We start from the raw sequence: 16651 nt of genomic DNA, 5'->3' as shown, positions 1-16651 counted from the left end.
GGGAGTTGACCGCAATACCGAGGAGACCAGCGCGATGGCCAGCGAGAGCACGGACGTGGACCGTACCGACCCGGTGTACCGGGCCTGGCTCAAGGAGGCGGTCCGGAAGGTCCAGGCCGACTCGAACCGGTCGGCCGACACGCACCTGCTGCGCTTCCCGCTGCCGGAGGAGTGGGGGATCGACCTCTATCTGAAGGACGAGTCGACGCATCCGACCGGGAGCCTGAAGCACCGGCTGGCCCGGTCGCTGTTCCTGTACGCGCTGTGCAACGGGTGGATCAGGCCGGGGAAGCCGGTGATCGAGGCGTCCAGTGGGTCGACGGCGGTGTCGGAGGCGTACTTCGCCAAGCTGATCGGGGTGCCGTTCGTTGCGGTGATGGCGAAGACGACCAGCCAGGCCAAGATCGACCTGATCGAGTTCCACGGCGGCGAGTGTCACCTTGTCGACAGTGCCTGTGAGGTCTACGAGGTCTCGGCGCAGCTGGCCGAGCAGACCGGCGGGCACTACATGGACCAGTTCACCTACGCGGAGCGGGCCACCGACTGGCGGGGGAACAACAACATCGCCGAGTCGATCTTCGCTCAGCTGAGCCTGGAGCCGCACCCGGAGCCGGCCTGGATCGTCGCCACCGCCGGGACGGGCGGTACCTCGGCCACCATCGCGCGGTACGTGCACTACCAGCAGCACGACACCCGGATCTGCGTCGCCGACCCGGAGAACTCCTGCTTCTTCGAGGGCTGGGTCGACCACAACCCGGACGCCACCTGTGACCGGGGGTCCCGGATCGAGGGGATCGGGCGTCCTCGGATGGAGCCGAGCTTCGTGCCCGGGGCGATCGACCGGATGATGAAGGTGCCGGACGCCGCGTCGATCGCCGCGATGCGGGTGCTGGAGCGGGTGCTCGGGAAGACGGCCGGGGCGTCGACCGGGACGGGGCTGTGGAGCGCGCTGCGGATCGTCGCCGAGATGCGGGCGGCCGGGCAGCGCGGCAGCGTGGTGACGCTGATCTGCGACCCGGGCGACCGCTACCTGGACAAGTACTACTCCGACGACTGGCTGGCCGGCCAGGGCATCGACATCGCCCCGCACGTGGACGAGTTGGAGCGGTTCCTCAAGGGTGAGGGCGGGCTGGGCTGAATAACCGCTGGCGTGCGGAAGCGGCCGGATGATAGTCAGTGCGCCATGGATGATCTTCTGACTGAACGCCTGACCCTGCACCCCTTCACCCCCGAGGAGGCAGGGCGGGTGGTGGCCGGCGAACCCGGGCCCACCGACCTCTGGGCGCCCGGCTACCCGGCCGAAGGGGAGAAGACGGGGGCCCGGATGTTCCTGAAGGGCTGTCAGGACGGCAACGACCCGCACCCGTTCGGCAACTTCGAGATCCGCCGCCGCGAGGACGGCGCCGCGATCGGCGGCATCGGCTTCCACGGCGGCCCGGACGAGAACGGCGGGGTCGAGGTCGGCTACGGCCTGGCCGAGGCCACCCGCGGCCAGGGGTACGCGACCGAGGCGGTGCTCGCGGTGCTGGCGCACGCCAGGTCGGCGGGCGCGCTGGTGTTCCGGGCGGAGACCACGACCGACAACCCGGCCTCCCAGGGCGTGCTCCGCAAGGCGGGCCTGGCGCTGGTCCGTACGGACGGCGACTCGCTGCACTACGAACTCCCGCTGGTGGACAGCGAGTAGCAGGCGGGCAGCAGCAGGCTCAGTCCGCGAGCAGCAGCTCGCGCAGCTGCGCGCGGGCCTCGGCGGCGGCCGGCGCCGGGAGGCCCGGGTCGGTGACCCAGCTGTCCACGGCGGTGAGCGGGGCGATGGTGGAGAGCGCGACCACGCCCCACTTGGTGTGGTCGGCGACCACCACGGTGCGGCGGGCGGAGTCGATCAGGGCGCGGTTGGTCTCGGCCTCGGCCAGGTTGGGGGTGCTCAGGCCGGCCTCGGTGGAGAGGCCGTGGGCGCCGAGGAAGAGCAGGTCGAAGCGGAGCGAGCGGATCGCCCGGTCGGCGACCGGGCCGACCAGGGCGTCGGAGGGGGTGCGGACGCCGCCGGTGAGGATCACGGTGGTGGCCGCGCCGACGCCCTTGCGGCGGGCCCGTTCGAAGACCTCGGAGACCGGCACCGAGTTGGTCACCACGGTCAGCCGGTCGATCTCCAGCAGCTGCTGGGCCAGTGCGTAGGTGGTGGTACCGCCGGAGAGGGCGATCGCGCTGCCGGGGGTGACCAGGGCGGCGGCGGCCTTGGCGATCTGCTCCTTGGCGGAGGGCTCCAGCGAGGACTTGGCCTCGAAGCCGGGCTCGTGGGCGAGCGGTGCGCCGGGTGCGACCGCGCCGCCGTGCACCTTCTCGACCGCGCCGGTCCTGGCCAGCGCGTCCAGGTCCCGACGGATCGTCATGTCGGACACGTTCAGGCGCTGGGTCAGTTCGTTGACCCGGACCCCGCCACGCCGCCGGACCTCGTCGAGGATCAGCGCCCTGCGCTGTTCGGCGAGCAGGTTGCTGGTGTCGGACATCTGATCGGCCTTTCGGTGGATTCCTCCGCCATCCTGTCAGATCGTCGCACCGGTACGGGGCGAGGGGACCGGCAGGTCGGCGGGCACCAGCAGCTGGAGCTCCTCGGTGGACGGGTCGGCCAGCTGGGCCACCCGCATCGCGTGCCGCTCCACCATGGTCTCGAAGACCTGCCGGGCGGTCCGGCCGTTGCCGAAGCCGGGGCCGCGCTCCAGCCCGGCGAAGTGCTCCAGCAGGGCGCCCTCGGTCGGCCCGGCGAGGGCGTACTCGTGCTCGGCGCACTGCGAGCGGGCGATCTCCAGCAGCTCGGCGGCGGAGTAGTCCGGGAAGGTGACGGTGCGGGAGAACCGCGAGGACACCCCGGGGTTGGCGCTCAGGAAGCGCTCCATCTCGACGGTGTACCCGGCGACGATCACCACCACCTCGTCCCGGTGATCCTCCATCAGCTTGACCAGGGTGTCGATCGCCTCCCGGCCGAAGTCCCTGGCACCGTCCTCGGGCGCCAGCGCGTACGCCTCGTCGATGAACAGCACGCCGCCCCTGGCCTTGTCGAAGGCGGCCTGAGTCCGGATCGCGGTGGAACCGATGTGCTCGCCGACCAGGTCCACCCGGGCCACCTCGACCAGGTGGCCCTGCTGGAGCACGCCGAGCGAGGCCAGGATCTCGCCGTAGAGCCGGGCCACCGTGGTCTTGCCGGTGCCGGGGGAGCCGGTGAAGACCAGGTGGCGGCGGAGCGAGGGTGCCTTGAGGCCGGCCTCCCGGCGGCGGCGGCCGACCGAGATCAGGTCGATCAGGGTGCGCACCTCCTGCTTCACGGTGGCCAGGCCGATCAGCGACTCCAGCTCGGCCAGCGCCTCGTCGGCCGGCCGATAGTCCGGGATCGGGGCGATCGCGGCGGCCACCGGGACGGCGGCGGTGGTGAGTTGGGCGGTCCGGGGGGCGGGCAGCTCCGGCGCGACCGGGGCCACGTCGTCGGAGATGCAGCCCTCGGTGACCGGCCCGGGCTCGGAGAACTCGAAGCCGGCCTGCTCGTTCTGCTCGGCCCGGCAGCGGGTCAGCGCGGTGCGGCAGCCGTCCAGCACGTAGAAGCCGAAGCCCTTGCCGTGCGAGACCCGGCAGTCGGTGAAGCTGCCCCGGCCCTGGGCGAAGACGTAGACGGCGGCCTCGGCCGCGCCGCGCACCGTGCAGTCGGAGAGCTCGGGGTCGGCGCCCTTGGTGACGATCACCCCGGTGCTCACCTCGGAGATCTCACAGCCCGTCAGCCGCCCGCCGCTGCCGTGGTCGCGGAACCAGAGCCCGGTGCCGGCCTCCTGGATCCGGCAGTCCGCCAGCGCGACCGTGGCGCCGCCGCTGACCGAGACCGCCGAGCTGCCGATCCGGCTGAACGAGCAGTCCTTGGCGGTCACCCGGGAGCCCTGGTCGAGCACCGAGAGGGCGTCCCGCAGGTCGTGCAGCGAGCAGTCGGTGAGGGTGAGTTCGGCTCCGGCGCAGACCCAGACGGCGGGGAAGTCGCTGCTGCTGGAGTGGATCTCGCTGGCCACCGCCTCGGCCCGGGTGCCGGGCTCCCAGACCGAGAGCGCGCCCCGGCCGAAGTCCTGCAGGATGGTCTGCTCCAGCCTGAGCCGGGAGCCCCGGCGCAGGTCGGCGGCGTTCTCCGGCAGGTCGTGCACCCGGCAGCCGGTCAGGGTCAGCTCGGCGCCGGTGTCCAGGGTGAGGCCGTTGCCGGTGACCCGGTGGATCTCGCAGTCGGTCAGCCGCCCGGTCGCCTGCGACTCGGCCTGGACGCCGCTGCCGCGGATCTCGTAGATCTCACACCCGGTCAGCTCGGCGGTGCTGCCCTGCTCGGCGAGCAGCACCCCGGCGCCGCCCGCGTGGTGCACCCGGCAGTTGGTCAGCCGGGCGCTCGCGCCGTCCAGCACGGCGAGCCCGGCCTGGGCGGAGGAGGCCAGTTCGGTGTCCTCGGCCAGCAGGACGGCGCCGGAGCGCAGCCGTACGCCGAGGCCGGTCGGGTTGAGCACAGTGCAGCCGCGGAGCACCGCCTCGGCGCGGTCGGTGAGTTCGATGCCGACGGCGGCCGCGGTCTCCACCCGGCAGCCGGTGAGCTCGGCGGTGGCCTCGGGGCCGGTGATCAGGACCGCAGGAGCGCTGGTCTCGCCGCCCTCGATCACCAGGCCGTGCACCTGGGCGGCGGCGGTGACGGTCAGCGGGATGCCGCCGGAGGGGCTGATCCGGACGCTGCCGGGGCCGTCGGCGGGGCGCAGCACGACGGCCTTGTCCAGCAGCACGTTCTCCCGGAAGGTTCCCGCCCGCAGGGTCAGGGTGTCGCCGGGCTCGGCGGCGGCGACCGCCTCGGCCAGGGTCTCGTACTCGCCCGCGCGGCGTCGCCAGCGCGAGGCGCTGTCCTGCGTGACCCGGACCCTGTGCTCAGCCATGACGACCTGCCATCCCACCTCAGTCAACGGTCTGCCCGGTTGCCACGCCAACTACAACGAGCGAGCAGGTTTTCGGTTCCGACGCGCCCGTTCCGAAGGGTCACTCCAGCACGGTCAGCTCGTCGCCCAGGTGCAGGGTGCCGATCAGGCCGGTGTGGCCCTCGGGCCGTTCGGGGATCAGGTTCTGACCGAAGACCAGCTTCTGGCCGATCTTGTGGTGGCGCCCGAGGGCGCGCAGCGGTTCGGGGCCGCGGCGGATGCCGGTCTCCTGGTCGGTGGTGGTGACCAGGCAGCGGCCGCAGGGCTTGGCCACCCGGAAGGTCAGCTCGCCGATCCGGACCCGGCGCCAGCCGTCCTCGGCCCAGGCGGCGGTGCCGTCGACCACCAGGTTGGGGCGGAACCGCTCCATCGGCAGGGCGGCCGCCTTGCGCTCGTCGTCGGGGTGGTCCTCGGCAATCCGGGCGTTCAGCTCCACGAGCGAGCCGGTGGTGGTGAGCAGCAGCGGGTAGCCGTCGGCCATCGTCACGGTGTCGCCGGGGCCCGCGTGCCCGGGGTCGACCGGCCGGCTCAGCGGGTCGTCCAGGTGCACCAGCCGGACGCCGGGGAAGTAGCCGGCGAACCAGTCGTTGACGTCGGGGGCGGCCAGCGCGGTGGTGAAGACGGTGCCGAACACCTCGGCCTTGACCTCGGGGTCGCCGTTCGCGGTGGCCGGTGCGGCCACCTCCAGCCGGTCGCCGTCGGGCGCGGTGACGGTCAGTGAGCCGTCCGGGGAGGGCAGCACCCGGAACTGGCCGAGGGCGGGCTCGTCCCGCTGGGTGACCGCCCGGCCGCTCTCGTCCACCAGCATCCAGCGCCGGTCGCCCAGCAGACCCCAGGGTTCGACCTGAGCGCTCTCCGGGCTCAGCCGGTAGGTCGACTTGATGGGGTAGATGTGCAGTCCCGTGAGCTGTGGCATGTGCCCATCCTGCCAGTTGTCGCGACTGCTCCGTACGAGGGCCACCGGCTCGCCCGGACCGTGGTGCTGAGTGGTCCGGGCGGCCCTCGGGACGACCGTGGTGCCCTGCTCCGTCCGGCTCCCCCCTGGGGCCGGGCAGGTGGTGCGGTGGCTGGGGTCAGTAGGCGTTCCCCTGGTGGCCGGGCTGCGGGTACTGGCCCTGCTCGGCGTACTGCGGGCGCTGCTGCTGGACCGGGCGGACCGGGGCCACCGGGGCGGCCGGGCGGAGCTGGTTACCGCCGAAGCTCTGGTCCTGGTAGCCCTGCGCGGCCTGGCCGTTGAAGCCCTGCGGCGCGCCCTGGTAGCCGGCCTGGGTGGCGAAGTTGGGCGCCGTGGCGTAGCCCTGCGCACCGAAGGCCTGGCCGGCCTGCTGGTACTGCTGGAAGCCGGGGCCGGGTGCGGCGGGGCGCTGCGGCGGAAGGTACGGCTGCTGCTGGCCGCCGTAGCCGGGGACCGGCGGCTGCGGGGCGGCGGCGTACTGCTGGGTGGGGATGTACTGGGTGGCCGGGGCGGCGCTGCTCGGTCCCGGGCCCAGGGCGAGCCGGGCCGGCGGCAGCGCGGGCAGGTTGCTCATGGGGCTGTCGAAGCCCGGAGTCCCGTACCCGGAACCGTAGTTGGTGCCGTAGCCGTATCCGGTGGAGGCCGGCGGGAGGGCGGCGGGCACATTGATGGGGGCGATCTGCGGGACACCGCGCTCTGCGACGAGGCTGTCGTAGATGGGCGTGCCGGAGCTGAAGGACGGAGAGGGGTAGCCGACTCCGTCGTAGGAGCGGGGCGAGGTCATGGGGCATACCGTAAGCCCACAATGTGCCTGCTGAGGAGAGTGGGAGGCGTAGGAGTTCCAGTGTTTACGTACTCTTCGCTAGAACAACTCACTCGAAAGTATGACGATCGGACATTTCGCCGACGTTTTCCGGCCACTCAGGGGTTGCGGCGGCGGGTGACGGGCGGTCGAACAGTCGGCGAACGGGCCGTGTCCGCGCGCACCCGTGAATCCGGTGACGAGCCGAGGGCGCGTGTCGGAACCGCGTGAGCCCCCGGGCCGGTCGGCGGACATGCCGCGGCCCGGCAGTACGGGACTGCCGGGCCGGGCGGGGCGCGGTGGGGCCTAGCGGGAGGCGAGCGCCTGGGCCGGGAAGCCGGGGCGGCCGGCCAGCTCCGAGGTGCAGTGCGAGCAGCGCACGGCGGCGGCCGGAATCGAGCTGAGGCAGTCCGGGCAGTCGGTCTTGGCCACCGGGACGTCCTTCACCGGCTCGAACCGGGCCTGCAGCCGGCCGACCGGGAGCACCACGGCGAAGTAGATCACCGCGCTGATCAGGACGAAGCTGATCAGGGCGTTCAGGAACGCGCCGTACGGGAAGCTGGTGCCGCCGATGTCGAAGGCGCGCTTGCTGTAGTCACCCACGGCGCCGGTCGCGACACCGAGCAGCGGGGTGAGGAAGGCCGTGACGAAGCCGGTGACGACGGCGGTGAAGGCCGCGCCGATCACGATACCGACCGCGAGGTCCACGACGTTTCCGCGCAGCAGGAAGCTGCGGAATCCCTTGAACACCGGGAACTCCAAACCATGAGTAGGCCGGGGGACCGGCCGGGGAGGGTGGGGCCAACGGGCCCGGCGGGTCATTCTGCCCACCCAACCCCCTTGTGGTCCAAGTGAGTTGTTCGGCCCCGCCCCGCCCCGCCAAGCCGCGGTCTCAGAGCCCTGCAGCGCGCAGGCGCTCCGCATACGGCTGGATCCGGGCCGCCGCCTCGGCGGTCCTGCGGACGGTCGCGGCGTCCATCTGGGTCCACAGCGGCACGGTCAGCACCGAGGCGGCCAGCCGGTCGGTGACCGGCAGCGCCTCGGCCTGGCCGAGGTGGGCGTACGCCTGCTGGCGCTGGACCGGCGGGTGGAAGTAGCGCCGGGTGTCGATGCCCTCGGCCTTCAGCGCCCGGCCCAGCTCGTCCGCGGTGAGGCCGAAGGCCTCGGCGTCCAGGATCAGGGTGAGGTCCTTGAAGGTCGACACGTCGCCCTCCTCCGGCAGCGCCAGCCGCAGTCCCGGCAGTCCGGCCGTGGCGCGGGCGAACTCGGCCACCAGCGCGCCCCGGTGGGCCACCCGCTCGGGCAGCTCGGCCAGCCAGCTCAGGCCGACCGCCGCGTGCAGCTCGCTCATCCGGGCGTTCAGGCCGGGGAAGAGCGTGTTGTAGTCACCGGGGTTGCCGTAGTCCCGGCCGTGCCGCAGGGTCTGCGCGAGCGCCGCGTCCCGGGTGGCGACCAGGCCGCCCTCGCCCGCCACCGCCACCTTGGTCGGGCTCATGCTGAACACCTCGGCCAGGCCGAAGTTGCCCACCGGCACGCCCTTGCGGCTGGAGCCGAAACCGTGCGCGGAGTCGTACACCAGCGGCAGCCCGGCCGCGTCGGCGATCCGCTGCAGCTCCTCGGTCTGGCAGGGGGTGCCGTAGACGTGCGTGGCCATCAGCGCGGCCGGCCGGTCGGCGGCCTTCAGCCTGGCCTCGGCGTCGGCCGGGTCCAGCGTGATGTCCACCTCCCTGGCCTCGGCGAACAGCGGGGTGCCGCCCGCCCAGTGCGCGGCGTGCGCGGTGGCCGAGAAGGTGAAGCCCGGCATCAGCACCGGCCGGCCCTCGCCCACCCCGGCGGCCTGCAGCACCAGCATCAGCCCGGCGGTGCAGTTGGAGACCGCCACCACGTGCGGTACGTCGAGGAGTTCGGCGGCCCGCTGCTCCAGCTCGGCCACCGTCCGGCCGTTGGTCAGCATGCCGCTGTCCAGCACGGCGCCGAGCCGCTCCAGCAGTCCGGCGCGGTCCGGCACCTGCACCCGGGTCAGCGGCAGTCCTTCGGGGAAGGCGGGTGCACCGCCGAGAAAGGCGGGTGAGGCGGTGTCAGCGAACGAAGCGTCAGTGGAAGTCATGGTCGGGTCGATCCCCCCTGGGACGAGGTGGTGGCTGGGACTGGCCGCCCAGGCCGCCCACGCGGGCCGGGCGGAGCACGGTGGTCGGCGGACGGGAACCCCACTGCCCGGGCTGCACCCGCCAGACCGGTGGCCGGGAGCGCCGACGGCCGGTCGGCCGGTCGTCCTCTCCCTCCGGGCGGGGCACCGCCAGCAGGACGAGGACCAGCGGCAGCACCTGGACCCGCTCGCGGGACAGGATGCCGAGGTTGTTGATGGTCGAGAAGGCCCAGCAGAACAGCAGCGTGTACACCAGCGCGAAGGCGATGTACGAGCGGCGTAGGAACAGTCGGGGCAGCTGACGCATCCTCGGCCAGCCCCGGATGAACATCACCAGCAGGGCGAAGCACTCCACCGACTGGAACAGGCTCTGGATGTTGGACGCCTCGAACGGGAACGGCCGGAACAGCACGCTGACCACGGCCATCGGCAGCCCGGCCGGGTTCAGGCTGAAGGCCGGCGCCGCGTCCTCGGCGGGTGCCTGGTTGATCACCGAATTGCCCTGCGAGGTACGGCGGGAGGTCTCCGAGAGCACGTGGTTGACCGAGTCGCCACCGCCGCCGGTGGTGCCGAAGAAGGTGTTGACCTGTTGCAGCATCAGCATCACCATCGCGCCCAGCACCACCACGGTCACCACCATCCGCAGCGGCCCCAGCGCACTGACCTGCTTGGGCCGCTTGCGCAGCACGTACGCCACGGTGAGCCCGGCCCCGGCCAGCACGGTGACGTGCGGGCGGACCATCGCGGTGCCCAGCGAGCCGAGCGCGATGAACAGGAAGGCGCCGAACCTGCGGTCCAGCAGCCGGGCCACCCCGTAGGTGGTGAGGCCCAGACAGAACATCATCCAGGCGTCCTTGCCGATGCTGGACGGCCAGAACAGCAGCGAGGGCAGGAAGAAGACCAGCTTGGCGTAGCGCCGGGTGTCCGCCTCCGGGAAGGCGATCTGCAGCGCCCGCCAGAACAGCAGCAGTCCCCAGAAGCCGAGCCAGGAGAACACCAGGAAGCCGCCGACCAGGGACGGTCCGGTGATCGCGTAGACCACCCCGGTGACGATGATGATGAAGCCGGTGCCCGCGACCTTCATCCCGAGGTCGTAGTGGATCCCCGAGGAGAAGTCCGCCTGGTCCAGGAAGAGCGCCAGCTCGCCGCCCTTCTGGTGGTACATCTTGGCGTCCGCCGCGCCGCCGTAGAGCACGAAGGCCATCAGGTAGCGGGGGAAGGCGCAGAGCAGTTTGAGCGCCATCGCCAGCATCAGCAGCTTGAAGATGTCCCGCTCGGGGTTGGCGGCGGCCACCCGGGCCAGGATCGGGGTGCCGATCGCCATCAGCACGGGCAGCACCAGCAGGGCGCCCCAGGTGTCGTAGCTGGTGTGCACCATGGCCAGCACGAACACGGTGACGTAACCGAGCACCAGCGCCCCGGCCACCACGGTCGGCCAGGGGACCGCCCGCAGCAGCGGGTGTCGGCCCATCAGAAGACCTCCAGGTCACCGAGGGTGAACCGGAACTCCGGTCGGCCGGGCGGCGGTTGGCCGCCCGGAGTCCTGGCCGCCAGCCGCATGCCGGTGCGCGGCGCGCGCAGGTAGCCGACCCGGAGCGCCGCTCGGGCGGCCTCGGTGCCCGGTGCCAGGTGGGTGGCCACGTGGTCGCCGCCGGCCCCGGCCGCCGTCCGGAGCAGCCGGGTGGCGGCCTCGCCGTCGCCGGGCCGGACGATCAGGTCGGCGAGGGTGAACTCGACCAGCGGCCCGCGCCGCCGGGGCCGCCCGAACGCCACCCCGGCCAGCTCGCCGCCCCGGTGACAGGTGATCACCCGGTAGTCCAGGCCGGGCGCGTCGCCGTACCGCCAGCGCAGGAACTCCTCGGTCCGCAGCACCGCGAGCCGGGCGTCCGGGGCGTCGGCGGTGGCCCGCTCGCGGAGCAGCTCGGTGACCGGCTCGGTGCCGAACCACTCGGCGGCGGTGGGCAGTTCGCACGCCACCGGGCCGACCGCCGCCCGGCGCCTGGTGAGCGCCGCGCGGGCGCCCCGGGCGAACGAGAGCGGCCGGGCCACCCGCAGTGTGACCGGGACCTGGCCGAGGTCGTGCCAGCCCATCCGCAGGTAGCCGGGCAGGCTGTTGCCGTTCGGCGTGTTGAAGACCAACTCCGCCTCGGGGGCGACCTGTTCGAGCAGTTGGGTGGTGAGGCGGCGGAAGATGCCGCGGCCCTGGAAGTCCGGGTGGGTGGCGGTGTCCACCGGGCGGACGGCCCGGACCGGCCGGCCGTCGCCCTGCCACTCCCAGCGCAGGAACAGCCGGACGCCGACGATCCGGCCCGCCGGGGTGACCGCGACCAGGCCGGGGCTGGCGCCGAACGGGTTGCGGCGGTGCTTCCAGTCGAAGAAGTCGGCGCTGCGGGTGCCGGTCGGGCCGCCCGCCAGTGAGGCGGTCAGCAGGTCCAGTACCGCGGGGGTGTCGGCCGGGCCGAGCGGACGGCAGGTCAGCTCGGCGGCGTCGTCCCGGACTTGGTCGGGGCTCGCGCTCACGGTGGTGGTCTTCCTCTCGGAGGGGCAGGGCGGGCGAGGGTCAGGCCCGCAGCACCTGCTCGTACACCTGCTCTACGGCCCGCTGGGCCCCGGCCACGTCGAAGCGCTCGGCGCGCAGCCGGGCGGCCGCCCCGAGCCGCTCGCGCAGCCCGGCGTCCCCGGCCAGTCGCCTGAAGGCGGCGGCCAGACCGGCCGGATCGCCCGGCTCGACCAGGAAGCCCTGGCCGCCGTCGTCCAGCACCTCGGGCATCCCGCCGACCCTGGTCACCACCGAGGGCAGGCCGCTGGTCATCGCCTCCATCAGGGCGACCGGCAGCCCCTCCTGACGGGAGCTCAGCGTGAACACGTCGAAGCCGGGCAGCAGTTCGGGCACGTCCGCCCGGGATCCGGCGAAGACCACGCCCTCGCCGGCCGCCGCCCGCAGCTCCGCCTCCAGCGGACCCGAGCCGACCAGCACCAGCCGGGCCCCGGGGTGCTGCTCGCGGAGCAGGCCGAACGCGGTCAGCAGGGTGGCCTGATCCTTCTTCGGGGTGAAGTTGGCGACCGTGCCGATCACCAACGCGTCCGGCGGCAGCGCGAGTTCGGCCCTGGCATGGGCCCGGGCGGCCGGGCCGCCGACCGCGCCGCCCAGGTCGGGGCCGTGGTGCACCACGTGCACGAAGTCACCGGCCCGGCGACGGGCCGCCGGGATCGCCGCGGCCACCGCGTGCGAGACCGCGATCACGGCCCGATTGCGCCGGTAGGTCAGCGAGTTGGCCCACCGGGTGGCGGTCCGGTAGCGCTCCCAGACGTTGTGCTCGGTGTGCACCAGTACCGGCTTCCGGCGGCCCAGGGTGAGCAGCCGGACCGCGGCGGCCGGGATCGGCATGTGCGAGTGCACCAGGTGGTAGCGCCGGCCGGCCAGCAGCCGGGCCAGCCGCCACGGCCAGAGCCGCCCGGGTGCCGCGCCCAGACAGTGCACCTTGACACCCGCCGCCTCCAGCGCGGGCACCAGCGCATCCTTCCAGGGCAGCACGTACGCGACCTCGATCTCGTACCGCTCGCGGTCCGCGTGCCGGGCGCAGTTGACCAGTAACTGCTCGGCCCCGCCCCGGCCCAGCCCCTTGGTCAGCCAGAGCACCCGGATCCGGCCGGCGGTCACCGGGTCTCGCCCTCGTGGCCGCCGGTGGCCGACTCGACGGCCGGGGACGGGTGTTGGGCGCGCCGGGCCCAGGTCGGCGAGGCGCGGTGCCTGGGTTCCTCGCGGTGTGCCGGGGACGGGGGCTGGGTGGGCACCCCGGGCTGGCCGCCATGCAGAGTGTCGCGCTTGCGCCGGCCGGACGGGCCGAGCGTACCGAGCAGCGCCACTCCGGCCACCGGGACACCGGTCCTGGACAGCAACTCGCTGACCCGGTCGGCCTGTTCGGGTGTGACGTTGCCGGCCCGGACGGTGACCAGCACCGCGTCGGCGTGCCGGACCAGGTCGTACGCGTCGTTGGCGTGCAGCAGCGGGGAGCTGTCGATCAGCACCACGTCCGCGTGCCGCCGGGCCCGGCGGAGCACCTCGCCCGCGCGCAGCACCAGGGCGGCCGGGTAGGCGGTGGTGTTGCCGCCGGTGATCAGGTGGACGCCGTCCACGTTGGTCCGCCGGATCAGGTCGTCCAGCTCGGGCAGCTGCTCACCGCTGAGCAGCTCGGCCATCCCCGGGCCCTCGCCCACCCCGAACTGCTCATGTGCCTGGGGGTGGCGGAAGTCGCAGTCCAGCACCAGGACTTCGCGGCCGGTCTCGGCCAGCGCGGCGGCCAGGTTGGCCACCGTGGTGGTCCGCCCGTCGCCGCTGCAGCCGGACATCACCAGGATCACCGGCGCGGGCTGGGCCAGCCGCCGGGAGACCAGCTCGGCCGGGTTGAGATTGCCCTCGCCCAGCTGCGCGGCGAGCGCGGGCGGGCCGGTCAGCAGCAGGGTGGAGCGCAGCGAGCGGAACGCCTCGGCACCCGGGTCGGACGGCCGGGCCACCACCAGCGGGTCGCGCAACCGCCGGAGCCGCCGGGAGAGTTGCGGGATCTCACCGATCACCGGGAGGTTGAACGCCTCCTCCGCGCCGTTGCGGGTGCGCAGCCGGGTGTCCATCCGACTGAGCATCAGCGCGGCCACCACCCCCAGCGCCAGCCCGAGCCCCACCGCGAGGCCCAGCCTGACCCCACGGTTCGGCGAGCTGAGCAGATTGCCGCCCGCCTCCTTGGCGTCGATCGAGCCCCACTGCTGGATGGCGTCGGTCTGACTCACGTTCTGCAGGTCGCTGATCGCGGTCAGGGTCTTGGTCAGCGAGGCCAGCGCGGCGGTCAACTGCGGCTGCAGTTTGGGCTGGTCGACCGGCTTGGCGGAGCTGAACTGCTGCTGGAACTTGTTGACCTGCTCCTGCTGGGTGGCCGCCTGGGTCTCCAGCCGCTTGATCGACTCGCTCGCGCTCTTCGCCGACTCCTGGCTGTAGCCGTTGATGATCGCCTCGGCGAAGGCGGCGGCGGTGTCCGCGCAGCTGTGCTGGGTCGGACCGATGGCGGTGACGGCCAGCATCTGGGTGCTCGCGGCGGACACCGTGCGCCGGGCCGCCAGCGCCGCCACGTCCGTGACACCGAGCTTCTTGGCGGCCGCGGTGGTGACGTCCGAGCCGGCGGCGTAGGAGAGCACCTGGTCGGCCCGGACCGCCTCGCCCGCGCCCGCCACCGGGGTGATCGCCACCTTGCACTGCCACTTGCCGTTGTCGACGGTGTCGCCGGTCGGGGTGAGCAGCAGACCGATGATCAGGGCTGCCACCGTGCAGCCCGCCAGCAGACGCCAGTAGCGGCGCAAAACCAAGCCGTGATCATTGAAAAGAAGCCGGTTAGCCGGTTCCACCGGTTGGTTCCCCTCGCGTTCGTGGTGCATACGCCGTACGGACCGGCCAGGCCGGTTGCAGGGTCTGTTCGGTACGGTCCGGTGACGGCCGGCAGCCGCGCGACACCCCCCGACGTCGCCGACTCTCCCCTGGACCCCCGGGCCTGATGCTTGCGGCACCTGACGTGCGGCGCAAGCACTTTGGCCAATCTCATCCCCGCCGCAGTGATCTTTCGTAGAAGTCGACCATCTGACCGGAGACATGGTGCAGGGTGAAACGGGTCAGGAACCTGGCCCGGGCCGCCTTCACCCGCAGCGCGGCCGCCGAGGGATCACCGAGCGTCTCGAGCAGCGCGGCCGCCAGCTCGCCCGGCCGCTCCGGCGGTACCAGCCGGGCGTAGTCCTCCGAGCCGACCGTCTCGCGCAGCGCCGCCACGTCGGCACAGACCAGTGGGACACCGACCCCCATCGCCTCCATCGCCGCGCTGCCCAGGCCCTCCCACCGGGACGGCACGGCGAACGCGTCGGAGGCCGCCATCAGGTCGAACACGTCCGAACGCGGCCCCAGGAAGCGGACGTTGCCCGCCAGCTCGGCCAGCTTCCGCAGCCCGGGGGTCTCCGTACCGGGGCTGCCCGCCAGCAGCAGCACCGCGTCCGGCAGCTCCGCCCGTACCTTGGGCCAGGCCTCCAGCAGGACGTCGAGACCCTTCTGGTACTGCTGCCGGGCGGCCGCCAGCACCACGGGCGTGTCAGCGGCCAGCTCCAGGCTGGCCCGGACGGCGGCCCGCCGCTCGGGGGTCACCGAGCCGAGCAGCTCGGGGTCGCGGCCGCGCGGCACGACGTCGATCCGGTCCGGCGAGATGTGCAGCCGACGGGCCATCACCTGGGCCACGTGCCTGGTCAGAGCGTGGAACCGCCGGGTGCCCTGCGCGGTCGCCGCGTCCACCGCCTGGGCGGCCCGGACCTTCCACGGGTTCAGGCCACGGGCGTGCAGATGCTCCGGCCCGTACGCGGAGTTGACCAGGCTGGAGACCACCGGCACCCCGCTGGCCAGCGCGGCCGAGCGGCCGAGCACGTCCGACTCGTAGAGCGTGGTGTGCACCAGATCGGGGCGGCGGCGGCGGACCAGCCGACGGAGCGCCGCCAACTCGCCGACCCGGCTTGCCGCGTGCACGCCGAAGACGGTGGCACCGGCCTGGGTCAGCTCGGCCTGGAAGCCGTCCGGCGAGTGCCGCAGGTACGCCACGTCCAGCTGGACACCCGAGCGGACCAGCTGCGGCGCCATCGACACCAAACCCTGCTCGGCGCCGCCGATTCTGCTCACGCTGTCGATCACATAGAGCACGTGCACAGCGGCTACCCCCAGCGAGACCCCCGGCGCCGACCCCCCGGCCCAGCGCGCTCTGACAGACGATCAGCATCCCAGGCCGGACAGGGGCACCGCCAGCGAATGGTCATACTGTGGCCTGCCGCTGCGCCGCGGGGATTCCCGATCCCGTCGGAAGCGCCTGCGCGGAGGCTGCCGGGTGTGGAAGGTTGGCCGCATGGCTGACGGACCTCGCGTGCTGCACCTGATCACCGATCCCCGGGGCCGGGGCGCGCAGAATCTCGCCCGCGACCTGCACGCCGAGTTGCTGCGCCGGGGCGCGCCGTCCGTGCCCGCCCGGCAGGCTGACGTGGTGGTGGCGCACGGCTCCAGCACCCTGCAGGCCTGCGCCGTCGGACTGTTGGGCACCGGGGTGCCCTTCGTGTACGTCAACATCGGCGACCCCAGGCACTGGACGGCGAGCCTGTCCCGGCGGCTCCGGGTGGGCGCGTTCCTGCACCGGGCGGCCGCCGTCTCGGCGATCTCGGACGGAGCCAGGACGGTGCTGCTGGAGCGCTTCCGGCTGCCTGCCAGGAAGGTCCGCACGATCCCGAACGGCCGGTCCGCCGACCGCTACCGGCCCGCCGTCGACCCGGCCGAACGCCGGGCCGCCCGCGCGGAGTTGGGCCTGCCCCCGCAGGGCCCGGTGGTCGCCTGGATCGGTGCGCTGGCACCCGAGAAGCGGCTCGACCTGGCCCTGGCCGCGCTCGACCGGCTGCCCGGAGTGCACCTCGCGGTCGCGGGCGACGGCCCGCTCGGCGGCAGCTTCCCGCTCACCGACCGGGTCCACTTCCTCGGCCGGCTGGCCGACCCCGGCGTGCTCTACCGGGCCGCCGACGCCCTGCTGCTGACCAGCGACAGCGAGGGCGTACCCGGCGTGCTGATCGAGGCCGCGCTGGCCGAACTCCCCGCCGTCGCCACCGATGTGGGCTGGGTCGGCGACGTCGTACTGGACGGCCGGACCGGCGCGCTGGYCCGCCCCGGCGACCCGGCCGCGCTGGCCGAGGCGCTCGGCCGGGTGCTGGCCGGGGACGAC

General features: G+C 73.3%; 14 protein-coding genes. 3 read left to right on the top strand and 11 right to left on the bottom strand.

Annotated elements, in window-relative coordinates; genetic code table 11:
- Window positions 1-34 precede the first annotated feature (34 nt).
- Both ACXJMZ_RS28635 and ACXJMZ_RS28630 read left to right on the top strand, forming a co-directional pair.
- Window positions 35-1138, top strand: a complete 1104-nt coding sequence (locus ACXJMZ_RS28635) for a PLP-dependent cysteine synthase family protein (RefSeq protein ID WP_457032938.1) — start codon at window positions 35-37, stop codon at window positions 1136-1138.
- Window positions 1139-1183: 45 nt separating this feature from the next.
- Window positions 1184-1684, top strand: a complete 501-nt coding sequence (locus tag ACXJMZ_RS28630; protein ID WP_457032937.1) for a GNAT family N-acetyltransferase — start codon at window positions 1184-1186, stop codon at window positions 1682-1684.
- Window positions 1685-1703: 19 nt separating this feature from the next.
- Here ACXJMZ_RS28630 and ACXJMZ_RS28625 read toward each other — a convergent pair whose 3' ends face one another.
- The 11 genes from ACXJMZ_RS28625 to ACXJMZ_RS28575 all read right to left on the bottom strand — a co-directional run bounded on the left by ACXJMZ_RS28625 (window position 1704) and on the right by ACXJMZ_RS28575 (window position 15573).
- Window positions 1704-2504, bottom strand: a complete 801-nt coding sequence (locus ACXJMZ_RS28625; RefSeq protein ID WP_457032936.1) for a DeoR/GlpR family DNA-binding transcription regulator — start codon at window positions 2502-2504, stop codon at window positions 1704-1706.
- A gap of 36 nt (window positions 2505-2540) precedes the next feature.
- Window positions 2541-4934 carry a right-handed parallel beta-helix repeat-containing protein gene (locus tag ACXJMZ_RS28620; protein ID WP_457032935.1) on the bottom strand — a complete coding sequence of 798 codons (2394 nt, stop codon included), beginning with the start codon at window positions 4932-4934 and terminating at the stop codon, window positions 2541-2543.
- Between the two features lie 100 nt (window positions 4935-5034).
- Entirely contained in the window at window positions 5035-5889 is an 855-nt protein-coding gene (locus ACXJMZ_RS28615; RefSeq protein WP_457032934.1) for an MOSC domain-containing protein, read from the bottom strand.
- 157 nt (window positions 5890-6046) lie between these two features.
- Window positions 6047-6712, bottom strand: coding sequence for a DUF6643 family protein (locus ACXJMZ_RS28610; RefSeq protein ID WP_457032933.1), 666 nt, complete (start codon window positions 6710-6712; stop codon window positions 6047-6049).
- 324 nt (window positions 6713-7036) lie between these two features.
- Window positions 7037-7480, bottom strand: coding sequence for a large conductance mechanosensitive channel protein MscL (mscL, locus tag ACXJMZ_RS28605; protein WP_057233217.1), 444 nt, complete (start codon window positions 7478-7480; stop codon window positions 7037-7039).
- A gap of 142 nt (window positions 7481-7622) precedes the next feature.
- Window positions 7623-8837, bottom strand: a complete 1215-nt coding sequence (locus ACXJMZ_RS28600) for a DegT/DnrJ/EryC1/StrS family aminotransferase (RefSeq protein ID WP_457032932.1) — start codon at window positions 8835-8837, stop codon at window positions 7623-7625.
- Window positions 8824-10347: a hypothetical protein gene (locus ACXJMZ_RS28595; protein ID WP_457032931.1), complete on the bottom strand. Its 1524-nt coding sequence runs from the start codon at window positions 10345-10347 to the stop codon at window positions 8824-8826. Before ACXJMZ_RS28595 ends, ACXJMZ_RS28600 begins: the two co-directional genes overlap by 14 nt.
- The gene (locus tag ACXJMZ_RS28590; RefSeq protein ID WP_457032930.1) at window positions 10347-11396 is read right to left on the bottom strand and encodes a GNAT family N-acetyltransferase; all 1050 of its coding nucleotides are present in this window, start codon (window positions 11394-11396) and stop codon (window positions 10347-10349) included. The genes ACXJMZ_RS28595 and ACXJMZ_RS28590 overlap by 1 nt, the downstream gene beginning before the upstream one ends.
- Window positions 11397-11436: 40 nt before the next feature.
- Window positions 11437-12537 carry a glycosyltransferase gene (locus ACXJMZ_RS28585; protein ID WP_457032929.1) on the bottom strand — a complete coding sequence of 367 codons (1101 nt, stop codon included), beginning with the start codon at window positions 12535-12537 and terminating at the stop codon, window positions 11437-11439.
- Window positions 12534-14231, bottom strand: a complete 1698-nt coding sequence (locus ACXJMZ_RS28580) for a tyrosine-protein kinase family protein (protein ID WP_457032928.1) — start codon at window positions 14229-14231, stop codon at window positions 12534-12536. The genes ACXJMZ_RS28585 and ACXJMZ_RS28580 overlap by 4 nt, the downstream gene beginning before the upstream one ends.
- Window positions 14232-14460: 229 nt before the next feature.
- Window positions 14461-15573: a glycosyltransferase family 4 protein gene (locus ACXJMZ_RS28575; RefSeq protein WP_457032927.1), complete on the bottom strand. Its 1113-nt coding sequence runs from the start codon at window positions 15571-15573 to the stop codon at window positions 14461-14463.
- A gap of 220 nt (window positions 15574-15793) precedes the next feature.
- Between ACXJMZ_RS28575 and ACXJMZ_RS28570 the strand changes: the two genes are divergently transcribed.
- A partial coding sequence (locus ACXJMZ_RS28570; RefSeq protein ID WP_457032926.1) for a glycosyltransferase occupies window positions 15794-16651 on the top strand: 858 nt, incomplete at its 3' end.

This window comes from Kitasatospora sp. P5_F3 (genome assembly GCF_054049135.1).
The sequence above is the reverse complement of the archived record's forward strand: the minus strand, read 5'-3'. Positions and strand labels throughout refer to the sequence as shown.

Coding starts and splice junctions, on each gene's coding strand:
- ACXJMZ_RS28635 (WP_457032938.1), top strand. CDS start 35: ATGGCCAGCGAGAGCACGGACGTGGACCGTACCGACCCGGTGTACCGG.
- ACXJMZ_RS28630 (WP_457032937.1), top strand. CDS start 1,184: ATGGATGATCTTCTGACTGAACGCCTGACCCTGCACCCCTTCACCCCC.
- ACXJMZ_RS28625 (WP_457032936.1), bottom strand. CDS start 2,504: ATGTCCGACACCAGCAACCTGCTCGCCGAACAGCGCAGGGCGCTGATC.
- ACXJMZ_RS28620 (WP_457032935.1), bottom strand. CDS start 4,934: ATGGCTGAGCACAGGGTCCGGGTCACGCAGGACAGCGCCTCGCGCTGG.
- ACXJMZ_RS28615 (WP_457032934.1), bottom strand. CDS start 5,889: ATGCCACAGCTCACGGGACTGCACATCTACCCCATCAAGTCGACCTAC.
- ACXJMZ_RS28610 (WP_457032933.1), bottom strand. CDS start 6,712: ATGACCTCGCCCCGCTCCTACGACGGAGTCGGCTACCCCTCTCCGTCC.
- ACXJMZ_RS28600 (WP_457032932.1), bottom strand. CDS start 8,837: ATGACTTCCACTGACGCTTCGTTCGCTGACACCGCCTCACCCGCCTTT.
- ACXJMZ_RS28595 (WP_457032931.1), bottom strand. CDS start 10,347: ATGGGCCGACACCCGCTGCTGCGGGCGGTCCCCTGGCCGACCGTGGTG.